Raw genomic sequence first — 23230 nt, 5'->3', positions numbered from 1 at the left:
TTACGCCTCCCCTTTAGGTTTCGCTCTACCTAGATACACTGTTCCATCCTTCACTTCATGCTCGTACACATCTAGTGGAGCAAGTGGCGGTGTATTAGGCACGTTTGTACCGTCTTTTTCGTATAAGCCGTAATGACATGGACAGAAGAATCTGTTCGGATTCGCCGGGTCGGATGCCCAGTTTACTGTACAGCCAAGATGCTTACATACTGGAGATAAAGCAACAATATTGCCGCTTCCATCCTTGTAGATCCAAGCCGTTCTTGGTTCTTCGGATTCATACCACGCATCAACCTGTTCAATTTTGAAGTTGAAGCTTTGTGGCTCATTGGTTAATTCGCTTTCTTCACAGACAGCTACCATATCTTGACCTGTACCAGTTTTTAAAACCGGGTCAATTGCAAAACGAACCATTGGCATTAGCATACCTGCAGCCATGAATCCGCCTACACCAGTAAGGGTATAGTTTAAAAATTGACGTCTAGACACACGATGGTTTTTTTCACTCATTGTTTTTCCCCCCTCTATAGAAAAAACTAAGTCCAAACGGACAGTAGGTTATAACACATAGAAAACTAGGACATTCTCATGATATATCAATCTTCGCCCAAGGTCAATAATCTCCTTGATTGAAATAATGGCAACCTTGTGACTTATTTTATACATCTATTGGAACTTCATACTAAAGGAATACTTTTTTACTATTGTAAATAGATTTTTTTTAGGTGTTCCCCTTACTGCTGCCATTTCTGGATGAACATCGGCAGGAGTTGGTTCATTTGATCCTGAATGATTTTTTGCTTATATTTCTCTTCCATGTCTTCAAGCGGGATAGCAGGGAGCCAAACAAGCTTTCCTTCCAGCTCTTGTTCTTTCTGGCTCCATACACTATCTGAAGTTAGAAGAAAAACGTGCTTCATATCGCTCTTGATGTGGGCAACAAAGTCGTTTAATTGCTCCACTTTGGTTTCCATTGAATTTTTATGAAGATAGGAGTAGGATGGCAATAATATTACTCTTCCTTTAAATTGCCTTTCCAATTCATGACTGAGTATAGTTATGTATTCTCCATGCGAGGCCATCGTTTTGATTTCATCCTCAAAGGTTATCGGGATGAGTGGTATGACGGCTGTATCGATATACTCTTTAGATTGCACATATTGGGACATATCCTTACTTGTCCATTTCATGTCTATCATCTCATTTCTTATTAAAGGTATTTTCCCATAAGCAGGTCCCTTCCTAATATAAGTTTTATAATTTGGAAGGTCAAATAATAAAACCCTGCCGAGGTGGGCAGGGTTTTATTGTGGGTGGTTCTATAATTTTCTTAACCGCTCGGTAAGGCTCTGAAAGGCAACCTCATCCTGGCGATCTAAGGCATCGTCTATTAAAGTCAGCAGCTTTTCTTTTTGGAAGGTGGTGATGCATTCCTGAAGAAATTGCTCTGCAACTATACGATCTTTTTCATTTGATTTGGACGACTTGGGCATATAAGGATTTTCCTCCAGCACTGCAGCGTACTGGGGAGAGTGATAGACAGAGCGGAAATTCAGTTGAATATAGATGTCCTCTTCCCTGTTCAGGCGGATATCATGAAACGATTTTTCGGCATCGGTTGTCATGACATTTTCCTTATAGAACCGAAACGGTACTTCTTCTACACAATGAGTCGACATGATGATACCTCTAGGACAATACTGAGCTTGCTCGACAAAGTGAACTTTTTTCATTAACTGATCATGACTCATCAAATAATTCAGGATCCAAACACATTCTCGTCTTTTTAACTGATAGTTACCTAAGAACCACCTTATAAAGTCCTTCTTCTCGTTGACAGATACAGGGGTAGCCACAACTATCGTCCCTCCTCTGCGTAGAATAATCATTATTCTTCTAGATTTTTGTATACATCCTGAAGTTCCAAATTGGTCGGGTCGTGTTGAATCAACTTTTTAATCAATGGCTTCGCTTCTTCTCTCTTCCCTTCCTCCAACAAAAAGAATCCGTAGTCATAAAGGAAGTCGGGGTCATCTTTAAAAGAAGTATATGCTTGACGGTAATGGTTTAATGCATCAGAATATTTTTCTAATTTCTGATATGCTACAGCAAGATCCCAGTCAAACTGAGGGTCCGTTTCACCAAACCTGATCAATTCCTGAAGACAATCGATCACTTCTTCGTATTGCTCATCTTGAATGTAGATTTTCGTCAAGGTTATCGCAGCTTCCAAATAACCTGGGTCGATCGCGATTGCATCCCTTAATAATCGTATCGCTTCGGTACTATTATTCTGCTTTAATGCCACCTTTGCGGCATATACTTGCAATTCCTTATTATATTCATTGACCGCCAGACCTTCATTGGCTACACGCAGGCTGTCTTCTAAGAGACCCTCCTGCTCATAAGCTTTTGCCAGGTGCAGATATAGAGAGGAATATTCATAATCTAATTCTTTTACCTGATTTAACTTTTCGACAGCCGTCTTGGAGAATCCTGCATGAAGGGCGGTAAATCCGTATTGAAATAAAACATCAATTTTCAACTCTTTTTTCAGCGCTTCGTCGAAATATGGCATTGCCTCTTCGAACTGTCCGGTCGCGCTATAGCATTCTGCCAATCTTTCCTCAAGGTCAAAATCAAGATCCGCCTTAAATGGAAGTACCGCTTCGTAATAAGGAATCGCTTTCTTGTAATCCCCTTGAGACAAATAGATTTCCGCTAATGCCAGATCAATTATTGGTTCCTTCGGTGCAAGCCTTTTTGCCTGGATGAGCTTGTTCTCACTCACTTCAAACAATCCTTGTGCCTGATAGAGATCAGCCAGCAGCAATAGTGCTTGCAGGTAAGCATTCTCTTCTTCATCGACGTTTTCAAGGAGAGCCATTGCCTCGTCTTCTTCATCGAGGTCGATAAGCACCTCAGCCAGGGAAAGAATCAGGTCGGACTCATTGGGGTGATGATATAACAGTCCGCTCAACAGCTCCTTCGCCTCTTCTAGCATTCCGAGCTGCTGGAAGATCTGAGCTGTATGGAACAGATCATCTTCATTAAAGGTGGACTGATTTTCCTGGAGTAGTGTGATCCCTTTTTCTACTTCCCCATTGTCTATAAGTGTTAATGCCTTTTCGATAACTTGGTATGACAAACTACAACTTCCCTTCTAATTAGAAACGCGCATGAATGGAGCCTTGCTCATCTGCGCCCTTCCATAAAGTGTCCTGGTACCGTGACCGTGCATTCATTCCCGAAACCCGGTCGAAAGGAGATAGACTCCCCAGCCCTCAGGATGATGCCGCGATGAACCGTAATTTCTGGAATATGACTATCATAATCCAGATCTTCTATTGTTTCAATAATTCGGTCTTCAGGGTACACAAATAAGTTATAGTTTAATTCGCCGCCGACTCTTAAATCCCCTTTATTCGGATAGATCCCAAGCTTCATCAGCAGCTCTTTTTCCAATACTTTTCCGGACTCGGGGCATTCTATTAAATGCGGCAGCCTCTCTTCGTTCATGATAGCTTTCCATGTTTTTTTGATTTGTTTACTGGTGGCTGGCACCTTTCTTAAACATGGGATGAAGGCGATGGGAAATTGGTATAGTGCCTCTTTCATCCATCCCCATGCTACATTGCGAAGGGATCCCTCATCGGAGATTTCCAGGAAAACAGCGGGCAGTCTATGCCGCTTACAGAGACGGATCAAAGAAGGGGTAAGCTTGGCAATCGGCACTCTGATAGCAAAATAATAATCAATGGGACTGTTTAACAGATAGGATTTAGCCAGTTTAAGCTTTTCTGCAAATTCCCTCTCATGTTGGATGGTAAAAACAGAAAGCAGGGTTGTACAGCCCCGATTCAGATAGTGGTCGATCATATATGATTTGAATTCCTGAAAACTCATGGACGGAAGTTCGTCTACAATCATCACATGGCCAGGCGTCATCACATAGGTGGAGAAGTTCATTCTCTTCAATCGTGTGGAAAGGATGGATTCTTTCATTAATCGTATGCTGTTGTTCTTAACAAGCAGAGAGGCGGTTTTAAAAGAGGAATTACTTTTTACAATGTTTGCATGATCAATAATATATTCCATAGCATCACCCTAATTTTTTCGTCTTAAGACAAGCTATGAATGGATGAATGGAATTATGAGTAATCGGAATAAAAAAGGGAGTGGGGTAGACGAGTCCGGCAAAGTTCCTAATTTGGGAACTAGTGGTCTCAACCAAGGGTTTCGTGGCCACTAGTTCACCTTTTTATGGATTTCGTGGTATCAACCGGGCTTTTTGAGACCACCTTTCTACCTTTTTACGGTTTTCGTGGTCTCAACCGGGTGCTTTGAGACCACCATTTCACCGTTTTCCAGTTTTCGTGGTCTCAACCGGGCACTTTGAGACCACCATTTCACCGTTTTACGGTTTTCGTGGTCTCAACCGGGCGCTTTGAGACCACCATTCCATCTTCTAGCTCATCCATCTCAACCGACCACAATCGCAACTCTCCCCGTGGTTACTGGTTAAACTAACCCCCCCCCCACTACTACCTCTGCAACTGGTTCAAATGTGCAAAAAAGCTTGGATAGGAGACATTGATTGCTTCTTCATTTTCAAGAACCGTCTCCCCTTCTGCTATCAGGCTGGCAATTGCTCCCATCATGCCGATACGATGGTCTCCATAGCTGTCTAGTACAGCACCTGTCAGCTTGGCACCACCCTTGATGATCATGCCATCTTCGGTTGCCGTGATGTCCGCTCCAAGCTTCTTCAGCTCGTTCACAACGGTATCGATCCTGTTTGTTTCCTTCACCTTCAGTTCTTCTGCATCCTTGATTACCGTCGTACCTGAAGCTTGAGTAGCCATCAGAGCAATGATCGGAATTTCATCAATCAGTCGAGGGATGATATCACCGGAGATTTCCACTTCTTTTAATGCTGAGGTCTCCACTGTTATGTCTGCATAAGGTTCCGGTCCATCCTCCGTTACTTCAGAATAGGTCAAAGAGGCCCCCATAGATTTCAGGACGTCGAGGATCCCTGTTCTAGTCGGATTCAGCCCCACTCTTTTCAACGTAATTCTGCTGTTTGGTACAATGGCTCCTGCTACAAGGAAAAATGCAGCCGAAGAAATATCACCTGGGACCACAATATGCAGATCTGATTTCAGCTCCTGCTTTCCTTCCAGCGCCACTCTGCAGCCATCCACTTCAAGTTCCACACCGAACGCCTTCAGCATTCTCTCTGTGTGGTCCCTTGATTTGAATGGTTCTTCCACCGTTGTCCTTCCTGTCGCCTGAAGACCTGCCAACAGGATAGCCGATTTTACCTGCGCGCTTGCTACAGGCGACACATAGTTCAGGCCCTTCAGGTTTCCACCTTGAATGGAGATCGGAGTAAAGTTGCCATCCTGGTTTCCTTGAATGCTTGCTCCCATATCACGAAGGGGACCAGTAACCCGTTTCATTGGACGCTTCGCAATAGAAGCATCCCCTATCAACACGGTATGTAATGGTAGACCCGAAAGGATTCCCATCATCAGTCTTGCTGTAGTTCCTGAGTTTCCTACGTCCAAAACCTCAGAAGGCTCCTTTAGGCTACCCATGCCATTACCATGTATCGTAACGGACGACTCTTTTTGTTCAATTTCTACTCCCAGCTTGCGAAAACAGCTGATGGTACTGAGGCAATCTTCTCCGGGAAGGAAATTCTCCACAGTTGTTTTACCTTTTGCCAATGAACCGAACATGACAGAACGGTGCGAAATGGATTTATCCCCTGGAATATCAATGCTTCCGTTAAGACCGGAGGCAGTTCTGGTCAATTTCTTCATGTAGCATACACTCCTTGTCTGTATTACACAATATAGGTTTCATAATTTGTATATTTTCCTAGGCATTCCGTTGCACTCTGTCTATCCTCTTCTGTTTGGAAGCTAAGTCTCAGAACGCCATAAATCTCTTCCCTTGTTTCCATGATCCGTATGTTGGTGATACTGATCTGTTCTGTGGCAAGATAGCCGGTTATCTCGGAAATGACACCAGGATAATCAGGAACATCCACATACAAATCATAGAAGGATGGAATGGCTCCTTTCGCTTTTACAGGAAGCCCATCCCGAAATTCCTTCGCTTTCTGGAAATAGTCAAACAGTTTGTCTTCCTTGCCTTCTTCCAAATCCAGTCTTACCGCTTTCATCTGCTCTTGCCAGATGTCGATGAGCTGAAGCAGGGTTTCTTTGTTATGTATGAGTATATCCTTCCACATCGCCGGATTGCTCGAGGCGATCCGGGTAATATCACGGAATCCACCTGCAGCCAATCGTGATACAAACGGACTCTTTTGCTGCAGCTCTTCCGCCTGGTGAACCAACCCTGCCGCCACGATGTGAGGGAAATGACTGACAACCCCCGCGACCAGATCATGTTCAGCCGCGCTCATCGTTACAAAATTGGCCTTAGTTCCCTTGAGCCAACTCTTTAAGATTTCCACCTGCTTTGCATCTTCCTCAAGATCGGTCGGTGTGAGCACATAAAATGCATTTTCAAAAAGGTGGGCCTTGGCCGCAATGACTCCGCTTTTATGGGAACCTGCCATTGGGTGTCCACCTATAAATGTAACATTTTTTTGTGCAAAAAGCTCCGCTCCATGCTGCACAATCTTCCCTTTTGTACTGCCTACATCGGAGATCAATACCTGCTTCCTGAAATCCAAGCAGCTTAATCTCTCCAGTATCTTGCTTGCCTGCATGACCGGTACCGAAATCAAAATAAAATCGGCATCCAGTGCCGCCTCTTCATAGATGTCACAATAGTCATCCACTACCTTCAATGATTTTGCCAGTTTTGCCTGCTGCTCATTCAAGTCATATCCGATCAATGTTGCCTGCGGATGTTCCTTTTTTAAAGCAAGTGCAATGGAACCGCCAATCAGTCCCAGTCCAATAATTAACACATTACCTTCCATTTCCTTCACCGCCTGATGCCTTAATATATGAGAATAGAGAGGAAGATTCCTCTCTATTAGATGGCTTGTTTCAGTTTGTATTCTTTTAAATGAGAAATGATTTCCTTGTTCTGCTCTTCTGTTCCGATGGTGATTCTCAGGCAGCCTGGATAGCCCAATGCATTACCGGATCGAACAATATAGCCTTTGGTGAGCAGATAATGGAAAAGCACATCCGAATCCGCTTCAAAATCGATGAGAATGAAGTTTCCTTCTGAGGGATAGTACGCTAACTGCATCTCCCTACAGAAAGAATAGAACTGCTCCAAGCCCTGTTTGTTTTTTTCTACACAATTCTTAATGAATATTTGATCCTGTATTCCGGCAGTGGCAGCGACCTGTGCCATGGAGTTCGTGTTAAAAGGCTCCCTTGCAGGCTCGAGCAGTTTGATGAGCTCTTTATTTGCCACTCCATACCCAATCCTGAAACTCGCAAGTCCATATGCTTTGGAAAATGTCCGGGTTACCAGCAGGTTTGGATATTCTTTCAGGAGCTTCAATGTTTCTGGGTAATCCTGTGCTGTCACGTATTCCTTATAGGCTTCATCGATTACAATCAGGCAGGTACTCGGCACTTTTTCAATGAAAGAAAGCAATCTTTCTTCATTAATATAAGTTCCTGTCGGATTGTTCGGACTGCAAAGCCATACAATGGCAGTATTTTCATCAATCTGCTTCAGCATGTCCTCCAATTGGTGATGGCCATCCTTGATGACTACTTCCCTGACTTCGGCACCCTCAATGACGGCATTATGCTTATACTGAGGAAAGGTCGGGGTCGCCATCACGGTGTTCTTTCCACTGTCCAAGAGGGCACGGCTTATGATTTGGATCACTTCATCCGACCCATTGCCGAAAATCAACTCTTCCTCTGCGACCGATAAATGGGCTGCAAGCGTTTCTCTCAATTGACGCGCATACCCGTCCGGATAGGTGGCTGCTTTGCCTAACTGATTCATTATCGCTTCTTTTACATGGGTCGAGCAGCCAAAGGGGTTCTCATTTGATGCAAGCTTCACAATTTTGTCCAAGCCCAATTCCCTTTTCACTTCATCCATCGGCTTGCCTGGCTGATAAGGGGTCAAAGATAGTAGTTGTTTTTTTATGTCCATCTCTTACAATCACCTTTCTGCTAAAAGCGGAGAAATTAGTTCTTCTATTTGCTGTTTAAGTTCATCTAGGGTTTTTTCTTCATCAACTTTAAAAGCTGATTCTGCGTTTTCTATCATCTGAATCAAGGCGCTTCCGACAACAAAGCCATCGCAATAATCCTTTAAGGTTTCGATCTGCTTGCTACTCGAAATCCCGAATCCTACGGCAGCAGGAACGGAACTCAGCTCCTGCACCTCTTCCAAAAAGGAATAGAGCTGCTCGGAAAAATCATTCCTGACACCTGTCACTCCAAGGGAAGAAATACAGTAGAGAAAGCCTTCTGCAGACTTTGATATGGCTTCTACCCTCTTCTTGGAGGTCGGTGCCACCAAGGAGATGTAAGTTAGTTCATTCTCCTTACATGATTGTCTGATTGCTTCGCTTTCTTCAAAAGGAAGATCTGGTATGAGAAGTCCGTCTACCTGATTTTCCTTCGCTAAAGCGAAAAAGGATTCTTCCCCTAATTGTAACACAGGATTATAGTACGTAAAGAGAATAATCGGTATTTTCAGACCTCTCTTTCTCATTTCCCCAGCCAGTCCCATCGCTTTCATGATGGTCATTTTATGCTCAAGCGCTCGTTTGGAAGCACGCTGTATGACCGGTCCGTCCGCCAAAGGATCTGAATATGGGACACCGAGTTCCAGAACAGAGGCACCCACTTTTTCTAGCAGCAATGCAAGCTTAACCGTCAACTCGGGGGTTGGATCCCCTGCCATGATGAACGGTATAAATAATTTCTCATGTTTTGGCAGCCGCTCCTTATACATTGTGGTCATGATCTTCTCCCTCCATTCGCTTCATCAGTGTTCCTACATCTTTATCCCCTCTGCCGGATAGGCATACGAGGATGGATTCCTCACTTGACATCTTTTCGGCCTCTGCAAATGCGATGGAAAGCGCATGCGCGGATTCGATAGCCGGAATGATCCCTTCTTCCTTCGCCAAAAGGTCAAGGGCAAGCAGCGCTTCCTCATCCGTCACACTTTTGTATTCGACCTTCTTTGTCTCTTTCAGGTACGCATGTTCAGGGCCGATACCTGGATAGTCCAAACCTGCCGAAATGGAATATGGTTCTGTAATCTGGCCGTTTTCATCCTGGAGAAGATATGTCAGCGATCCGTGGATAACTCCTTTTGTACCTTTGGAAAGTGTTGCGGCATGCAATGGTGTGTCTATCCCCTTTCCAGCTGCCTCCACTCCGATAAGCTTGACATCATCCTCGATAAATGGCGCAAACATACCAATCGCATTGGAACCTCCTCCGACACATGCGATCACTTTATCCGGCAGGCGGCCTTCCCTTTCAAGGAACTGGCGTCTGGCTTCCTCACCGATCACTTTCTGGAACTCCCTCACCATGTATGGATAAGGATGTGGGCCGACAACAGATCCAATCATGTAAAAATGGTCCTCACAATGCTGCACCCAGTATCGTATTGCTTCGTTGGTCGCATCTTTCAGTGTTTTGTTGCCGCTTGTAGCCGGTATCACCTCTGCACCGAGCAGTTTCATCCGGAACACGTTAAGCGATTGGCGTTCGATGTCTTCCTCTCCCATGAAAACCTTACATTCCATTCCGAACTTTGCCGCCACAGTGGCTGCGGCCACCCCATGCTGGCCGGCTCCGGTCTCTGCTATAATCTTTTTCTTTCCTAATCGTTTTGCCAGGAGCGCCTGACCGATTGCATTATTGATCTTATGGGCGCCAGTATGGTTCAGATCTTCTCTTTTCAAATAGATTTTTGCTCCGCCAAGCCTTTCCGAAAGGTTACCTGCTAGAGTCAGCGTGGTAGGCCTGCCGGAGTATTCCTTTAAAAAATATTGGTACTCTTGCAGGAACTTTTCGTCCTGAAGCGCCTCCTGCAGACCGGCCTCCAACTCCTCGAGGGGAACCATCAGGGTCTCTGGGACATATTTGCCACCGAATTCTCCAAATCTTCCAAAGCTTTCCGGGGTACTTGTTCTAGTTTCTGATTGTGCCATACTCGTTCACCCTTCTCTCTACGGCTTGTATTTTTTCACCGTCTTTTATAAAATCGGTCTCTATCCCGCTTGATATGTCTATTCCATCCGGTTGATAGCTTAATAGTTCAGCAAGATTCTTCATCATTATTCCACCTGCAATAAAACACCGTTTCTTCATCGATCTCGCCTTACTTATATATCGTGGAAGGAAGCTCCAGTCGAAGCTTTCCCCTGTACCTCCATATGCATTTCCCACTTTTTTATCAATGACAAAGCCTTCGACAAGCTCCTGATAGACTTCGAGGTTTTGAAGGCTCTCATCATTCTCGTGGTGCATGGCCTTCCAAATCTCTGCATTTGTGTTAGAAAAAAGGACTTGAATGTATTCTGGGCTTTCATCCCCGTGCAATTGAACCACGTCAAGTTTCAGCGTATCCACCGCATATATAATTTCATCAATAGATTGATTAACAAAAACGCCAACCAATTTTTTTGATGGTGATTTCTCTTGTGCAATCCAAGATGAAACCTCTTCGACCTGAACCTGCCGTTTGCTTTCTGCAAATACAAAGCCAAGATATTCCGCTCCTGATCTGCTGGTAATCTGATAGTCCTGCAGCGTTTTATTGCCGCAATACTTGATAGATACATCAGGCATGCTCCAGTTCTCCAAATAAGCGCTTGACACCAATGCTTGGAGAAATGTCCTTCATAAATGCCTCTCCTACCAGAACAGCATTCGCTCCGTATTTCTGGACCTTTGTTAGATCCTCGTGGGTCAGGATGCCGCTTTCGCTTACCAATAGCGAGGAGCTAGGAATATAGCTTGCGAGCTTCCTTGTCGACTCTATATCCGTTTCAAAGGATTTCAAGTTTCGGTTGTTCACTCCTATGATCGCAGGTGTGAAGGTTTGAAGAAGCTGCGATAATCTTTCAAGGCTATGAACCTCCACAAGTACATCAAGTCCTGATTCAACCGCTTCCTGATAGAGTTGGTATAACTTTTCATCCGTCAGAATCTCAGCTATCAAAAGAATGGCATCCGCGCCGATACGGACACTCTCCTGCACCTGTAGCGAATCAATGATGAAATCCTTTCGCAGAACCGGCAGACTTGTCGTTTCTTTTACCATCATGAGGTCATGCTTCGACCCTTTGAAATATTGCTGATCGGTAAGGACCGAAATCGCATCCACTCCCACCTTTTCGTAATGTGCACCTATATCTATTGGAGCAAAGCTTTCTTTCAATATCCCTTTGGAGGGAGAGGCTTTTTTCATTTCCGCAATCAAGCCGACCTGACGATTGGGGTTTTTTATTGCCTCATAAAAGGAATGTTTTCTTACCAATACCTGGGAAGGCAGAGTCAGCGCACTTACCTCTTTTTTCTTCGTCTCCACAATTTTAGTTAACATGTTCGCTTACTCCTTCCTTTTGCAGATCCAAAAGCATCTGATAGGCAGTTTTTGACTCAATGAGGTGGATGGCTTGACGGACACCGTTCTCCAAGGAGTTGCAGATACCTGATACATATAGGGCTGCGCCTGCGTTCAATGCAACAATATTCTTCGCACTATCAGAAGCCTTGTTCTGGAAAATCTGCTTGATCAGCTGTGCACTTTGCATAGAGGTCGTTACTTGTATATCTTTTAGATGCCCTCTTGTCATGCCAAAATCCTCTGGGAAGATCATATAGGAAGAAATCTTCCCATCCTTCACTTCCACTATTTTTGTTTGACCTGTAATGGTGATTTCATCCAACCCATCACTTCCAGCGACAATCAGAACATGTTTTGACCCAAGATAATTCAATACCTCTGCCATCTTTTCTGCATATTCACTGGAAAACACCCCGATTACCTGCTGTTTGCAGCGAACTGGATTGGCCAAAGGACCAAGCAGATTAAAAATGGTACGGAAGCCTATTTCCTTACGGGGGGCAACCGCATGCTTCATCGCTTCATGGTAAATAGGTGCAAAAAGGAAGCTCATGCCCTTCACTTTCAGGGTTTCTTTTGCCTCCTCCAGCGACTGCTGGACCGGCAGTTGAAGCTGCTCCAGGACGTCGGCACTGCCGCTCAATGAAGAGACCGCCCTGTTACCATGCTTTGCGACTTTCGCTCCACCGCTTGCTGCAACAATCGCAGATGCTGTGCTTATATTGAAGGTGGAGGCACCATCCCCTCCTGTCCCGCATGTATCAATGAGGTGGGGATGCTCATACGGAATCTCCTTCATGTGCTGCCTCATCGCTTTGGTAAATCCGATCATCTCCTCGACCGTTTCCCCTCTAAACGTGAGAATGGAAATGAAGCTTGCGATCTGACTGGATGTCGCCTGCCCCTTCATCATCAAATCCATCGCTTTCTCCGCTTCCTTGATGGAAAGGTTCTGTCCATTGATTATTAAGGAAAGGTAATTCTTAAACATGAATGGACCCCCCAGTCTCATTTTTGAATAGCTTGTTGGCTAGCTGAACGGTTTCAATAAGAGCGGACGCTTTGTTTCTCGTTTCTTCCCATTCCAGCTCCGGAACGGAATCCGCCACGATACCAGCACCTGCCTGGACATAGAATGTATCATCTTTCTTTTGAATGGTCCGGATAGTGATGCATGAATCCACATTCCCATCAAAGCCGATATAGCAGATAGCTCCCGCATAGGTGTTTCTTTGAGTAGCCTCCAGCTCCTGTAAGATCTGCATCGCCCTTACCTTAGGAGCTCCCGATACCGTACCTGCAGGGAATGAAGCAAGCAGCGCCTCTACCGGTGTATATGCTGGGGAAAGCTCCCCTCTCACCACACTGATCAGATGCATCACCCTTGAGAAATAGACAAGCTCCTTTACTTTTGGGGTATGAACTGATCCGTATTTCGCGACACGCCCGATATCATTTCTCGCAAGATCGACCAGCATGAAATGCTCCGCCTGTTCCTTCTCATCCTGCATGAGATCTTCTGCAAGCTGCCTATCGTGATCGGGGTCACCGCCTCGTTTTCTTGTCCCGGCTATCGGATGGATTTCCAATTGGTTATCCTGGATTTGAATAAGCCGTTCAGGTGAACTCCCGATTAGCTCCATGTCCTCATATTTCAAATAAAACAGATATGGCGATGGATTTTGCTTTCTCAGCACCCTGTAAACGTCAAAACCATCCAGGTCCGCTTCCATTTCGAAGCGCTGGGATAATACACATTGAAAGACATCACCGGCAGAAATGTAATCTTTTATCCGGTCTACATGCTTCAGAAAATCTTCTTTTGTATAATTTGAGCGCACGTCCAATGAATCGTTATCGAGCTTGGATTCAAGAAGATTATCATGGTTCTCCCGGTTTCTTATACGTGTGGCACAGCCATGGAGGCTTTGCTTGGCTTGTTCATATTTGAAAACTAACTCTTTTTCCGTCTCGTTTCCTTTTAATCTTACATAGTGGATAAAATGAATTTCATTCTGCTTATGGTCGATGACAATGATTGTTTCACAGTATAGGAGATGGACCGTATCCTCCCCTTTATAGGCATGGTGCATCGGGACCTTATCCAGTGTCGATATGAAATCATAGCTTAAATAACCGACAGCGCCGCCAGTGAACCCTAGGCTTTTCTCTACCTTTTTCACTTGCAATCTTTCATTTGCAAATTCTACAACATCTTTCAGGCTATCGGCTGAATAGATTATGCTATGTTGATCCTCCAAAGTAATGGCCGAATCGTTCCCTCTAATCTTCATAAACGGGTGAAGTCCTATATAGGAATATCTGGACCAGTCGGAATTAGGCTCCTTGCTCTCCAGGAGATAGACAGCCTCTTCTCTCAGTGACTGGAAAACAGAGACAGGTGTAATCGTGTCTCCAAAAAATGTTTCAATAATGGGAATGGTTTTGTGTTGTCTGCTCGCATCCATAAACTCGGCAAACTCATTTGTGTGCATAACTTTCTCCTCCATCTTAGAAATGGAGAATGAGCTATATAAGAGGTGAATTCGGAATGAGGAAAAATTAAAAACCCAAAGACGAGGATAGTCTTTGGGTAGATTTAATACAATACATTCTAACCTCAGCTAAACTCAACTCATTCTCAGCTATTCTCATCTCAACTCGTCTATTACTAATCTGTGCCGGCTTCTACGCCTTGGCTGCTATTGGCCATTATAGCCCTACTATAAGGCTTTCATGCCACTCACTTACTCTCGTTCTTGCTCTCGTCTCTAACTCACTAATCTAGGCTCAGAAAACTCTAACAATTTGTTTCCTTGGTAGTACTATATGATAGAACTTTCCTGATTGTCAACCATCATGTTTTGGATAAATCCGGTCTGAGGCTTTGTGCCGCATGGAGATAAATGTGTTTCACATCTTTTTGTGCAACCTCTGTATTCACTGTCATCATCACTCTTATACAGGATGGCAAAGAGTCCGGTACGGCGATCTCTTTTGTACACATGACCGGAACATAATCCCACCCTTTCAGGTTACGCAACGCTTTTGCAGGGAAACAAGCGGTGATATCATTCGTGACAGAAATCAATACTTGTGCCACATTTTCAGCAACGATGTTGTTAGCGTGAATCATTTTTAACAAAAGCTCTTCTGTCTTTTGGATAATTTCCTGTTCGGTGTTCTGATTGATGGTGGTTGCTCCCCGTACTCCTCTAATCACTGTATTCCCCCTTTATTTATAGAACGATTCTAATTTTTTCATAATTACATCATCAGGTACTGAATCAAGTTGGACTTTTCCCACTTCTTGCATCAATACCATATGTATATGACCGGCTTTCGACTTTTTATCTTTTTTCATCCAATTTAATATGTCTCCTGGATGGATGTTGGTTTTGATCTCGCTTGGAAAACCGTACTGTATCCAAAGCCTGCGCAATTCTTTCGACAGGTCAAGTGAAGATACAAGCTCCTCGCTCAGTTCCGTTGCAAAAAGCATACCGAGAGCCACACCGTCTCCATGCGTGATTTCCCCATATCCGTAAGCGGCCTCCAATGCATGTCCAAGTGTATGCCCATAGTTCAGGATTGCCCTTAATCCTTGCTCGGTTTCGTCCGAAGAAACCACTTCCGCCTTCGTCTGAATTCCTTTTTCAATACAGAACATCAAGCGTACCTCATCAAGCGCGTCAAGAGACGTAATATTATCCTTGATCCACTCGTAAAATCCCTTATCCCATATAAGCGCATGCTTTACAACCTCAGCAAACCCAGAACGCAATTCGCTCTCAGGCAGTGTACTCAAAAAGCTTGTATCGTATAGGACAGCTTCCGGCTGATAAAAGGAACCAATCATATTTTTTCCTAGTGGATGATTGATGGCCACTTTTCCGCCTACTGCACTATCATGTGCCAGAAGAGTGGTCGGAATCTGGATGAACTTTATTCCCCTCATATAAGTGGACGCTACAAACCCTGCGATATCCCCAACTACTCCACCACCCAATGCGATCACAACCGAATTCCGGTCCAGGCCTTTTTCGAGCGCGAAGGATTGGATATCATAATAGTTCTGAAAAGACTTCGAGCTTTCCCCATTTTCCAGAATGAAATGGTGAACGGTGTATAACTGATCTATTGCAGCTTCGATTTTATCGAGATACAGTTTTGCTACTAGGTCATCGGTGATGATGAGGATGGTTTTTGGTGCCCTATTGAATTTTCCAAGTATATCAGGAAGCAGCTTGGAAGCTCCATGCCCGATATGCACCGAATACTCCTTCGATTCGGTTTTCACCTTCACTTCACTAAGCTTAGAATTCTGCTGCATGCTCTCGCATCCTTTGGACATTTTCCTTGATCAGGTCCAAACGGTCCTGCCCAAACTGCTCAACCAAAGCGGATGCAACCTCCCAGGCTACAACTGCCTCCGCTACGACACTCGCTGCCGGAACTGCACAACTGTCAGAACGCTCGATACTAGCTTGGAACGGCTCTTTCGTTTCGATATCGACACTTTGAAGCGGTTTATATAAAGTCGGAATCGGCTTCATCACTCCACGTACAACAATCGGCATCCCAGTTGTCATGCCGCCTTCAAAGCCGCCAAGATTATTGGACAGTCTGTAGTAGCCTTGCTCTTCACTCCAGGCGATTTCATCATGGACCTTGCTGCCCGGCAAGCGTGCCGCTTCAAAACCGACGCCAAACTCCACTCCTTTGAAAGCATTGATACTCATGACAGCTGCTGCAAGTTTTGCATCCAGCTTCCGGTCATAATGCACATAGCTTCCCACACCAGATGGCATTCCTTCCACGATGACTTCCACTACTCCACCAATCGAATCCCCATTCTGCTTGGCAGTATCAATGGCGTCCATCATCTCCTGTTCCACTTTTTTATCGAAACAGCGAACCGGAGATGCTTCTGTTGTACTTTTTAATTCCTGGAGACTGTTAATGGATGGAGGATTTGCCTTCACACCACCGATTTCTGTTACATGCCCTGCAACCGTAATTCCAAGCTCAGAGAGGAACTTTCTCGCTACGGCACCTGCAGCCACACGCACGGTAGTTTCCCTTGCAGAAGAACGCTCAAGCACATTTCTCATATCACGGTGTCCGTATTTGATTGCACCGTTCAAGTCTGCGTGACCCGGTCTAGGACGGGTGATTTTACGCTTCACTTCCTCCTGGTCTTCCTCTGAGATCGGTTCGATCCCCATTATCTTTGTCCAGTGCTTCCAATCATTGTTTTCCACAACAAGTGTAATCGGAGACCCTAATGTATATCCATGACGCACCCCGCTCAATATCTCGACGGTATCCTTTTCAATTTGCATTCTTCTGCCACGTCCATGCCCCTTCTGTCTTCTCGCAAGGTCATCATTGATGTCCTCGGCAGTCAATGGAAGCCCGGCCGGAATTCCTTCTAGAATGGTTGTGAGCTGTGGTCCGTGTGATTCTCCTGCAGTCAAATATCTCATCGTTTCAGCATCTCCTTTATCCCTTTAAAGCTTTTAAGCATCTAAGTGTTAATAATTTATGTAATACTATACCATAAGTTTAGCCTAGAGTGGTATAAAAAAAAAGCAACAGAAAAAAGAACCCATCCACACGGACAGATTCCTCAAATCTTCTTATAAAAAAATGTATCCACCACTTCGAATCCATATTGGGCAGGCTGAAATATCTGTTCGGTGCTGCCGACGAATAGAATGCCTCCTTTTTCCAGCGCGCTGCTGAATTTATGATACAGATGGGCTTTCGCCTCTTCCGTAAAATAGATCAGGACATTCCGGCAAACGATTAAATCGTGATTTGCATCGAAAGGATCTGCAAGCAGGTTTTGCTTCTTGAACGTCACCGTTTGCTTGATTTCGTCCTTCACTTTATAGAAGTTGCCATCTTTAATGAAAAAGCGTTTTTTCATCTCTTCAGGGGCCTCCTGCAAGGACCTTTCCTGATAGGTTGCAAGCTTTGCCCTTGCAATGGCATTATCATCAATATCAGTGGCAGTTATTTTTATCCGTGACAACGGGCGGAATTTCGAGAGCAGCATGGCCAAGGTATACGGTTCCTCCCCTGTCGAGCATGCGGCGCTCCATACCTTCAACTGGTTCTCCCGCTCAAGCATTGGGGTCAGGATCGTCTTCTCGAGTATCTCCCAGCGTTTATAGTTCCGGTAAAACTCAGAAACATTGATGGTCATTCTATCAAGAAATTCGTACATTTCGTCCTGGTTGTTATCCAACTGCCTGAAATAATCCATGAAACTAGAATAACCCTTCTTTTCATACAGGGAAGTCAACCTTCTTTTCATTTGGGCTTCTTTATATAATGAAAGATCAATTCCTGTTTTCTTATTTATATTCCTTATAAACGTTTCATAGTCGTCCCTTATCAACCTTGTCATCTACTTTCTATCTCTGTTTATCTATTTAAAGTATATATTAGAACTATCGGCTGGAGGCGGATATATTTTCAATACTGCAACAACAAAAAACAAAAAGCCACAAAATCATGTAGTTCAACACGATTTTGTGGCTTATTGGAAATGCTTCATCTAAAGATTAAGCGTTTACAAAAAATTAATAAACCCAGTTGTTTACATCTTTATTGTATTCTACTAAACCTTCGCCTTTAAAGAAAAGACCGATTTCGCGTTCTGCGCTTTCAGGTGAATCAGAACCGTGAATGATGTTCTTTCCTACGATTGCAGCATACTCACCGCGGATTGTCCCAGGTGCTGCATCTTTAGGGTTTGTTGCACCCATCATTTGACGAGCTGTAGCAATCACGTTCTCCCCTTGCCATACCATCGCAAATACAGGACCAGAAGTGATGAAGTCTACCAATTCTCCAAAGAAAGGACGCTCTTTATGTTCACCATAATGCTCTTCTGCCAATTCAGCAGGGATTTGCATTAATTTTGCTCCAACTAGTTGGTATCCCTTTTTTTCGAAACGAGAAACGATTTCCCCAATAAGGTTACGTTGTACACCATCAGGTTTTACCATTAAGAATGTTTTTTCCATAATAATTTCTCCACCCCATTAAAGAATATGTAAGGTTAGGAAAAGCCCTAACCTACAAAAATATAACATGGTTCCACATGTTACGCAACTCAAAAAATGGGGAATTGTCTTAATATTTTCGTTTTCCGATAAATTTGGCAACATTATTGAATGTGCGTTTGGCAATTCCGTTCGGAAGTTTTTCCAGCTCTTTAAAAGCTTTATTCAAATAACGATCGCTTAACTGAAATGACCTCTCGATGGCATCCGATTTTTTTATAGAATCTATGATGCCCTGTATTTCCTCTTTCGTGCTGTTTTCGTTGATTGTTCTGATCTTGCGGTTCAACTCGAAATCTTCCATGGCATAAAGAACCGGCAACGTGATATTCCCCTGCCAGAGGTCCCCTCCTGCAGGTTTTCCCAATTGCTCTTCTGTACCGGTGAAGTCCAGTATATCGTCTGTAATCTGAAAAGACATTCCAACATAATAGCCGAACCAGAACAGGCTTTTATGTATCTGGGAAGGGGCGTTCGCCGATACGGCACCAAGCTGACAGCTTGCAGCGATAAGAAGTGCCGTTTTCCGTTTGATTCTTCGCAGATAAACCCTCAGGTTCTGGTCATAGTTATATTTGTCCCGAATCTGTTCAATTTCGCCTTTACTCAGTTCTACAATGGTATTGGAGAGAATCTGATGCGCTTCAATATTTTCCACCATCGTCATCAATTCCAGCGATCTTGCAAATATATAGTCTCCTGTATACATGGCAATCCTGTTATCCCATTTGGCCTTGATCGTCGGCTTTCCGCGTCTCAGTTCTGCATCGTCAATCACATCGTCGTGAACAAGCGAGGCCATATGAATGAGCTCGAGTGCAACGGCAACGTATTTGATTTTATGAATGTCATATTGACCAAACTTACCGGCTAACAGGACAAAAACAGGTCTGATCCTTTTACCGCCTGCCTGCAACAGATGGAGGGATGCTTCCTGAAGCAGGGCACGTTCTGTCTGAATCGTCTCTTCCAATTCATTCTCTATTATTTGCAAATCGCTATTTAAAAAGGAATACATCATCTTTAATTTCATGTAGGTCACCTTTACAAACTATTTTCTAGGTTTAACTCCTAAATGCATGGCAGCAACTCCACCAGTATAAGCCTTAACTTGTACAGGCTGGAAACCTACTTTTTCATACATTGCTTTTAATTCCTTCATCCCGGGGAAATCCTTTGCAGATTCATGAAGCCAAGCATATTCATTATAGCTTTTTGCAAAGATCTTACCAAGCATCGGCATGACATATTGGAAGTATAGGAAGTACATTTGCCTAAAGCCGATAAGGGTCGGCTGGGAGGTCTCCAAACAGACCACTTTTCCTCCAGGCTTCACCACTCGGTACATTTCCTTCAGCACTTGGAAATAATCCGGAACATTCCGAAGACCAAATCCGATTGTCACATAATCAAAGGTGTTATCTTCGAAAGGAAGTGCCATCGCATTTCCGTGAATGAGTTCAATGTTTTGGAGGGAAAGGTTCTTGACCTTTTCTTTACCGATCGAAAGCATGTTTTCACTGAAGTCCAGTCCAATTACCTTTCCGGTGCTTCCTACTGCTTCAGCCATGGAAATGGTCCAGTCCCCAGTACCACAGCAAACATCCAAGGCAGTTGCCCCTTTTTGGACGTCCATTTTTTTCATGGTATCTTTTCGCCATGCAACATGACGCTGAAAGCTGATGACGGAATTCATCTTATCATAGTTTTTATAGATTTTTTCAAAAACTCCATGCACTCTTTCCTCTTTTGATGGATGCTGCATTGTTTACCCTTCTTCCACAAACTTTTTTGTTGAAAACGGTACCTCATAAAACAACTCCTGGATCCGATTTTTTAAAAGGAGATTCATGTTCGGGATGGATCCTGCCAGTTGATCGATCGTTTTCTTTACATGTTCAATATAACGGTCTATCAGATAAAGAATATAGGTTTCCTGTTCTTTCGATGTATCTGATTTTTCAAGTTGACTCTTGGAAAAAGCTATTCTTTTCATCATATCAAAAAAATGAGAGGACTTTTCCATGCAGTAATTTTTGCGCTCCGCGATTAAGCGCTTTAATAAAAGAAAATTGACGCTCAGTTCCTTGAACATAGCATCGGAAAAATACTGGGAAACGGATTGAATGAGGGATGACTCAATTTTTGCGAGACTATCCATCAACATTTCCATTCCATCAAACTCTTTTTGGTAATACGCGATTTTATGTTCATTAATTTGTTTAATCGAGTTCGCAAGGAGTTTGATCATGGTGATATCGTCCACTTTAGCCAGCAATTGATAGTGAAGGCCGCTGTAATAGTCCCCTGCGAGTACAGTGAGCTGCCTGATTTTTGCGGTATCCGTTTTCAAGTGGTCCATTTTTGCATTTGTTACCAAGTCGTGGGTATCAAGGGCGATTTGCACCAGCATGGTGGAAAGGATGTATTTCTCCTTTTTCTCAACTGGTAATGGGATGGATTCCAAGGCCGAATAGAGGAGGAGAAGCTTATCCTCATCAATAACGGGATATTCTATATGTTTCGATAAGTATGGATGTGTAATCAATTTATGTAACTGCTCTTTAATTTCTGAGATATGTAATTGAATATTACTCACTAAAGACCACCCTTGTTCCCTTTTCTTACGGAGAAGAAAAAATTAACTTATTCAGTTGAATTGCTGTTTGCTTAACAGGTAATCCGGAGCAAGCTGGATTACTCACAATATTCAACTTACACTTTCTTTGAATAGACAAAGCTAATTATAGCACATTAGTGAGGCATAATGTCGATAATGAACTATCTTTCTTTTAGTTTAACCTGTTTTATGCAGTCGAAACGTAAAGTTGGAATCAGATGCAGAATAGAAGAAAAGCAGAAAGAAAAATCTCTTCTGCTCTTGGCTTCTAACAAAGGGGACATGGCGCCCTCTGTTTTTCTTATTATTCCGTGTCCATCTCCCCATGAGCGGATTGGATAAGTGCTTTTCCTCTTATTTTGATTGCAGAGGTATGCTCGGTGAATTGGGCGATCATCACTTCACCTTTGTCGAGTTTTTCGGAATGGTGAAAACGCGTGTCCGTTCCACGTGTCAGTCCAATTACACTTACACCGTCTTCCTTTGCTTTAATGACGATAAAATCATTTGGATGTGTCTGGCTCATTCGAACCCTCCTCATTATCTTGGCTGTATTCTCATTCATTTTTGCTTATTTGATAAAATGTACCCATCAAATGTAGCCCGTTGATTGCAGCGAGGGACACAAGATTCCCGGGGACGGATGGGAGCCTCCTGGATAAGCGAACGCCTGGAACGGAGACCAACATGGTGTTTATTGTTCACATTTTATCTTAAGTCCAGCTCCCTATGCTTAAAGCAACAATCTTTACGAAAAGAGCCTTATCTTTTTACTATAGGATATTCTTCTTTAGCCTTTAATGAAAGACAGGACTTCCGCTCTTGCGGCAGGATCTTTTTCAAGTACTCCACGAACTGCAGAAGTAATCGTAAGGGCGCCAGGCTTTTTCACACCACGCATGGTCATGCACATATGCTCAGCCTCTACGACTACCATGACACCATGCGGATCCAATGATTCGACAATGGAGTCCGCAATCGTTGATGTGATCCGTTCCTGTAGCTGTGGACGTTTTGCAACTGCCTCCACCGCTCTTGCAAGCTTGCTTAATCCCGTTACCTTTCCACCTTTAGGAATATAGGCTACATGCGCTTTTCCGAAGAAAGGCACCAAGTGATGCTCACACATCGAGAAGAAGGAGATATCTTTTACTAGAACAAGTTCTTCATGAGCTTCGCCAAATACTGTTTTAAAATGTTCTTTCGGATCCTCATTCAGACCTGAGAAAACTTCCGTATACATTTTAGCTACACGTTTAGGTGTATCAAGCAGACCTTCGCGATTTGGATCTTCTCCAATCGCTTCTAATATTAAACGAACGGCTTGTTCAATTTGTGCTGTATTTACTTGTGTCATTACTCTTTTCCTCCCACTTATCATACAAATAGCTATAATGTGATTCTAGCATAAGTTTTTTTATAAAAGCAAAAAGAAAGAGGCGCAAACACATGCGCCTCTTTCTGATGACAATCATTTGATATGTAGCTGTTAATTATTTAACAGCATCTTTTAAAGCTTTACCAGGTTTGAAAGCTGGTACTTTGCTAGCAGCGATTTCGATCTCTTCCCCAGTTTGTGGGTTACGACCTTTACGCGCAGCGCGCTCACGTACTTCAAAGTTACCAAAACCGATTAATTGAACTTTGTCACCGTTTTTAAGTGCATCTAAAATTGTATCGAAAACAGCATCAACTGCTTTAGTAGCGTCCTTTTTGGAAAGTTCACTAGCTTCAGCAACTGCATTGATCAAATCTGTCTTGTTCATGCCATTCACCTCCTCCCAAAGGGAGTTTAATCACTATAATAGACCAAGATGCTGATTAGGTCTAGTAAAAGCCTAGTACTAACATTTCTTCACAGTTTTCAATCATTCTATACATCATTATGCTGTAAATCTTGTAACAAGGCTTATATTACCCCATTAATCACTAGATTTCAACAAATTTCTCTTAAAAAAGCGATTTTTAT

At 43.5% G+C, this 23230-nt stretch carries 25 protein-coding genes; all 25 read right to left on the bottom strand.

What is annotated here, in order from left to right:
• The 25 genes from ABN702_RS07100 to hbs all read right to left on the bottom strand — a co-directional run bounded on the left by ABN702_RS07100 (window position 1) and on the right by hbs (window position 23027).
• A complete protein-coding gene (locus ABN702_RS07100) occupies window positions 1-510 on the bottom strand; it encodes a Rieske 2Fe-2S domain-containing protein (protein WP_417900024.1) in 510 nt (169 codons plus the stop codon).
• A 224-nt stretch (window positions 511-734) separates the two neighbouring features.
• The gene (locus tag ABN702_RS07095; RefSeq protein WP_417900023.1) at window positions 735-1190 is read right to left on the bottom strand and encodes a YpiF family protein; all 456 of its coding nucleotides are present in this window, start codon (window positions 1188-1190) and stop codon (window positions 735-737) included.
• A gap of 129 nt (window positions 1191-1319) precedes the next feature.
• Window positions 1320-1856: a ReoY family proteolytic degradation factor gene (locus tag ABN702_RS07090; RefSeq protein ID WP_417900022.1), complete on the bottom strand. Its 537-nt coding sequence runs from the start codon at window positions 1854-1856 to the stop codon at window positions 1320-1322.
• 32 nt (window positions 1857-1888) lie between these two features.
• Window positions 1889-3148, bottom strand: coding sequence for a tetratricopeptide repeat protein (locus ABN702_RS07085; protein ID WP_417900021.1), 1260 nt, complete (start codon window positions 3146-3148; stop codon window positions 1889-1891).
• 47 nt (window positions 3149-3195) lie between these two features.
• Window positions 3196-4098: a hypothetical protein gene (locus tag ABN702_RS07080; protein ID WP_417900020.1), complete on the bottom strand. Its 903-nt coding sequence runs from the start codon at window positions 4096-4098 to the stop codon at window positions 3196-3198.
• Window positions 4099-4544: 446 nt separating this feature from the next.
• The gene (gene aroA, locus ABN702_RS07075) at window positions 4545-5831 is read right to left on the bottom strand and encodes a 3-phosphoshikimate 1-carboxyvinyltransferase (protein ID WP_417900019.1); all 1287 of its coding nucleotides are present in this window, start codon (window positions 5829-5831) and stop codon (window positions 4545-4547) included.
• A gap of 23 nt (window positions 5832-5854) precedes the next feature.
• Window positions 5855-6964: a prephenate dehydrogenase gene (locus ABN702_RS07070; protein WP_417900018.1), complete on the bottom strand. Its 1110-nt coding sequence runs from the start codon at window positions 6962-6964 to the stop codon at window positions 5855-5857.
• Between the two features lie 56 nt (window positions 6965-7020).
• Complete coding sequence (hisC, locus tag ABN702_RS07065) at window positions 7021-8115, bottom strand: histidinol-phosphate transaminase (RefSeq protein WP_417900017.1); 1095 nt, start codon at window positions 8113-8115, stop codon at window positions 7021-7023.
• A gap of 9 nt (window positions 8116-8124) precedes the next feature.
• Entirely contained in the window at window positions 8125-8925 is an 801-nt protein-coding gene (gene trpA / locus ABN702_RS07060; RefSeq protein WP_417900849.1) for a tryptophan synthase subunit alpha, read from the bottom strand.
• Entirely contained in the window at window positions 8918-10141 is a 1224-nt protein-coding gene (gene trpB, locus ABN702_RS07055) for a tryptophan synthase subunit beta (RefSeq protein ID WP_417900016.1), read from the bottom strand. The genes trpA and trpB overlap by 8 nt, the downstream gene beginning before the upstream one ends.
• Entirely contained in the window at window positions 10122-10781 is a 660-nt protein-coding gene (locus ABN702_RS07050) for a phosphoribosylanthranilate isomerase (RefSeq protein WP_417900015.1), read from the bottom strand. Before ABN702_RS07050 ends, trpB begins: the two co-directional genes overlap by 20 nt.
• On the bottom strand, window positions 10774-11538 hold the full coding sequence (gene trpC / locus ABN702_RS07045) for an indole-3-glycerol phosphate synthase TrpC (RefSeq protein WP_417900014.1): 765 nt from the start codon (window positions 11536-11538) through the stop codon (window positions 10774-10776). Before trpC ends, ABN702_RS07050 begins: the two co-directional genes overlap by 8 nt.
• Window positions 11528-12553 carry an anthranilate phosphoribosyltransferase gene (trpD, locus tag ABN702_RS07040; RefSeq protein ID WP_417900013.1) on the bottom strand — a complete coding sequence of 342 codons (1026 nt, stop codon included), beginning with the start codon at window positions 12551-12553 and terminating at the stop codon, window positions 11528-11530. Before trpD ends, trpC begins: the two co-directional genes overlap by 11 nt.
• Entirely contained in the window at window positions 12546-14057 is a 1512-nt protein-coding gene (trpE, locus tag ABN702_RS07035; protein WP_417900012.1) for an anthranilate synthase component I, read from the bottom strand. Before trpE ends, trpD begins: the two co-directional genes overlap by 8 nt.
• A 362-nt stretch (window positions 14058-14419) precedes the next feature.
• Window positions 14420-14785: a chorismate mutase gene (gene aroH, locus ABN702_RS07030; protein ID WP_417900011.1), complete on the bottom strand. Its 366-nt coding sequence runs from the start codon at window positions 14783-14785 to the stop codon at window positions 14420-14422.
• A gap of 12 nt (window positions 14786-14797) precedes the next feature.
• On the bottom strand, window positions 14798-15895 hold the full coding sequence (gene aroB, locus ABN702_RS07025) for a 3-dehydroquinate synthase (RefSeq protein WP_417900010.1): 1098 nt from the start codon (window positions 15893-15895) through the stop codon (window positions 14798-14800).
• The gene (gene aroC, locus ABN702_RS07020; protein ID WP_417900009.1) at window positions 15879-17051 is read right to left on the bottom strand and encodes a chorismate synthase; all 1173 of its coding nucleotides are present in this window, start codon (window positions 17049-17051) and stop codon (window positions 15879-15881) included. Before aroC ends, aroB begins: the two co-directional genes overlap by 17 nt.
• Before the next feature lie 143 nt (window positions 17052-17194).
• Window positions 17195-17980, bottom strand: a complete 786-nt coding sequence (locus tag ABN702_RS07015; RefSeq protein WP_417900008.1) for a CheR family methyltransferase — start codon at window positions 17978-17980, stop codon at window positions 17195-17197.
• A 175-nt stretch (window positions 17981-18155) separates the two neighbouring features.
• On the bottom strand, window positions 18156-18602 hold the full coding sequence (gene ndk / locus ABN702_RS07010) for a nucleoside-diphosphate kinase (RefSeq protein WP_417900007.1): 447 nt from the start codon (window positions 18600-18602) through the stop codon (window positions 18156-18158).
• Window positions 18603-18711: 109 nt separating this feature from the next.
• Complete coding sequence (gene hepT / locus ABN702_RS07005) at window positions 18712-19674, bottom strand: heptaprenyl diphosphate synthase component II (protein WP_417900006.1); 963 nt, start codon at window positions 19672-19674, stop codon at window positions 18712-18714.
• 18 nt (window positions 19675-19692) lie between these two features.
• Window positions 19693-20406, bottom strand: a complete 714-nt coding sequence (locus ABN702_RS07000; protein WP_417900005.1) for a demethylmenaquinone methyltransferase — start codon at window positions 20404-20406, stop codon at window positions 19693-19695.
• Window positions 20407-20409: 3 nt separating this feature from the next.
• A complete protein-coding gene (locus tag ABN702_RS06995) occupies window positions 20410-21240 on the bottom strand; it encodes a heptaprenyl diphosphate synthase component 1 (protein WP_417900004.1) in 831 nt (276 codons plus the stop codon).
• Between the two features lie 325 nt (window positions 21241-21565).
• Window positions 21566-21787, bottom strand: a complete 222-nt coding sequence (mtrB, locus tag ABN702_RS06990) for a trp RNA-binding attenuation protein MtrB (RefSeq protein ID WP_386638827.1) — start codon at window positions 21785-21787, stop codon at window positions 21566-21568.
• Window positions 21788-22051: 264 nt separating this feature from the next.
• Window positions 22052-22618 carry a GTP cyclohydrolase I FolE gene (gene folE, locus ABN702_RS06985; protein WP_386638831.1) on the bottom strand — a complete coding sequence of 189 codons (567 nt, stop codon included), beginning with the start codon at window positions 22616-22618 and terminating at the stop codon, window positions 22052-22054.
• A gap of 136 nt (window positions 22619-22754) precedes the next feature.
• The gene (gene hbs, locus ABN702_RS06980) at window positions 22755-23027 is read right to left on the bottom strand and encodes a non-specific DNA-binding protein Hbs (protein ID WP_010193643.1); all 273 of its coding nucleotides are present in this window, start codon (window positions 23025-23027) and stop codon (window positions 22755-22757) included.
• Window positions 23028-23230 lie beyond the last annotated feature (203 nt).

The sequence above is a fragment of the Bacillus haimaensis genome (genome assembly GCF_048270625.1).
Taxonomy (GTDB): Bacteria; Bacillota; Bacilli; order Bacillales; family Bacillaceae_I; genus Sutcliffiella_A; species Sutcliffiella_A haimaensis.
Note: the sequence above shows the minus strand (reverse complement) of the source record. Positions and strands in the feature narration are given on the sequence as shown.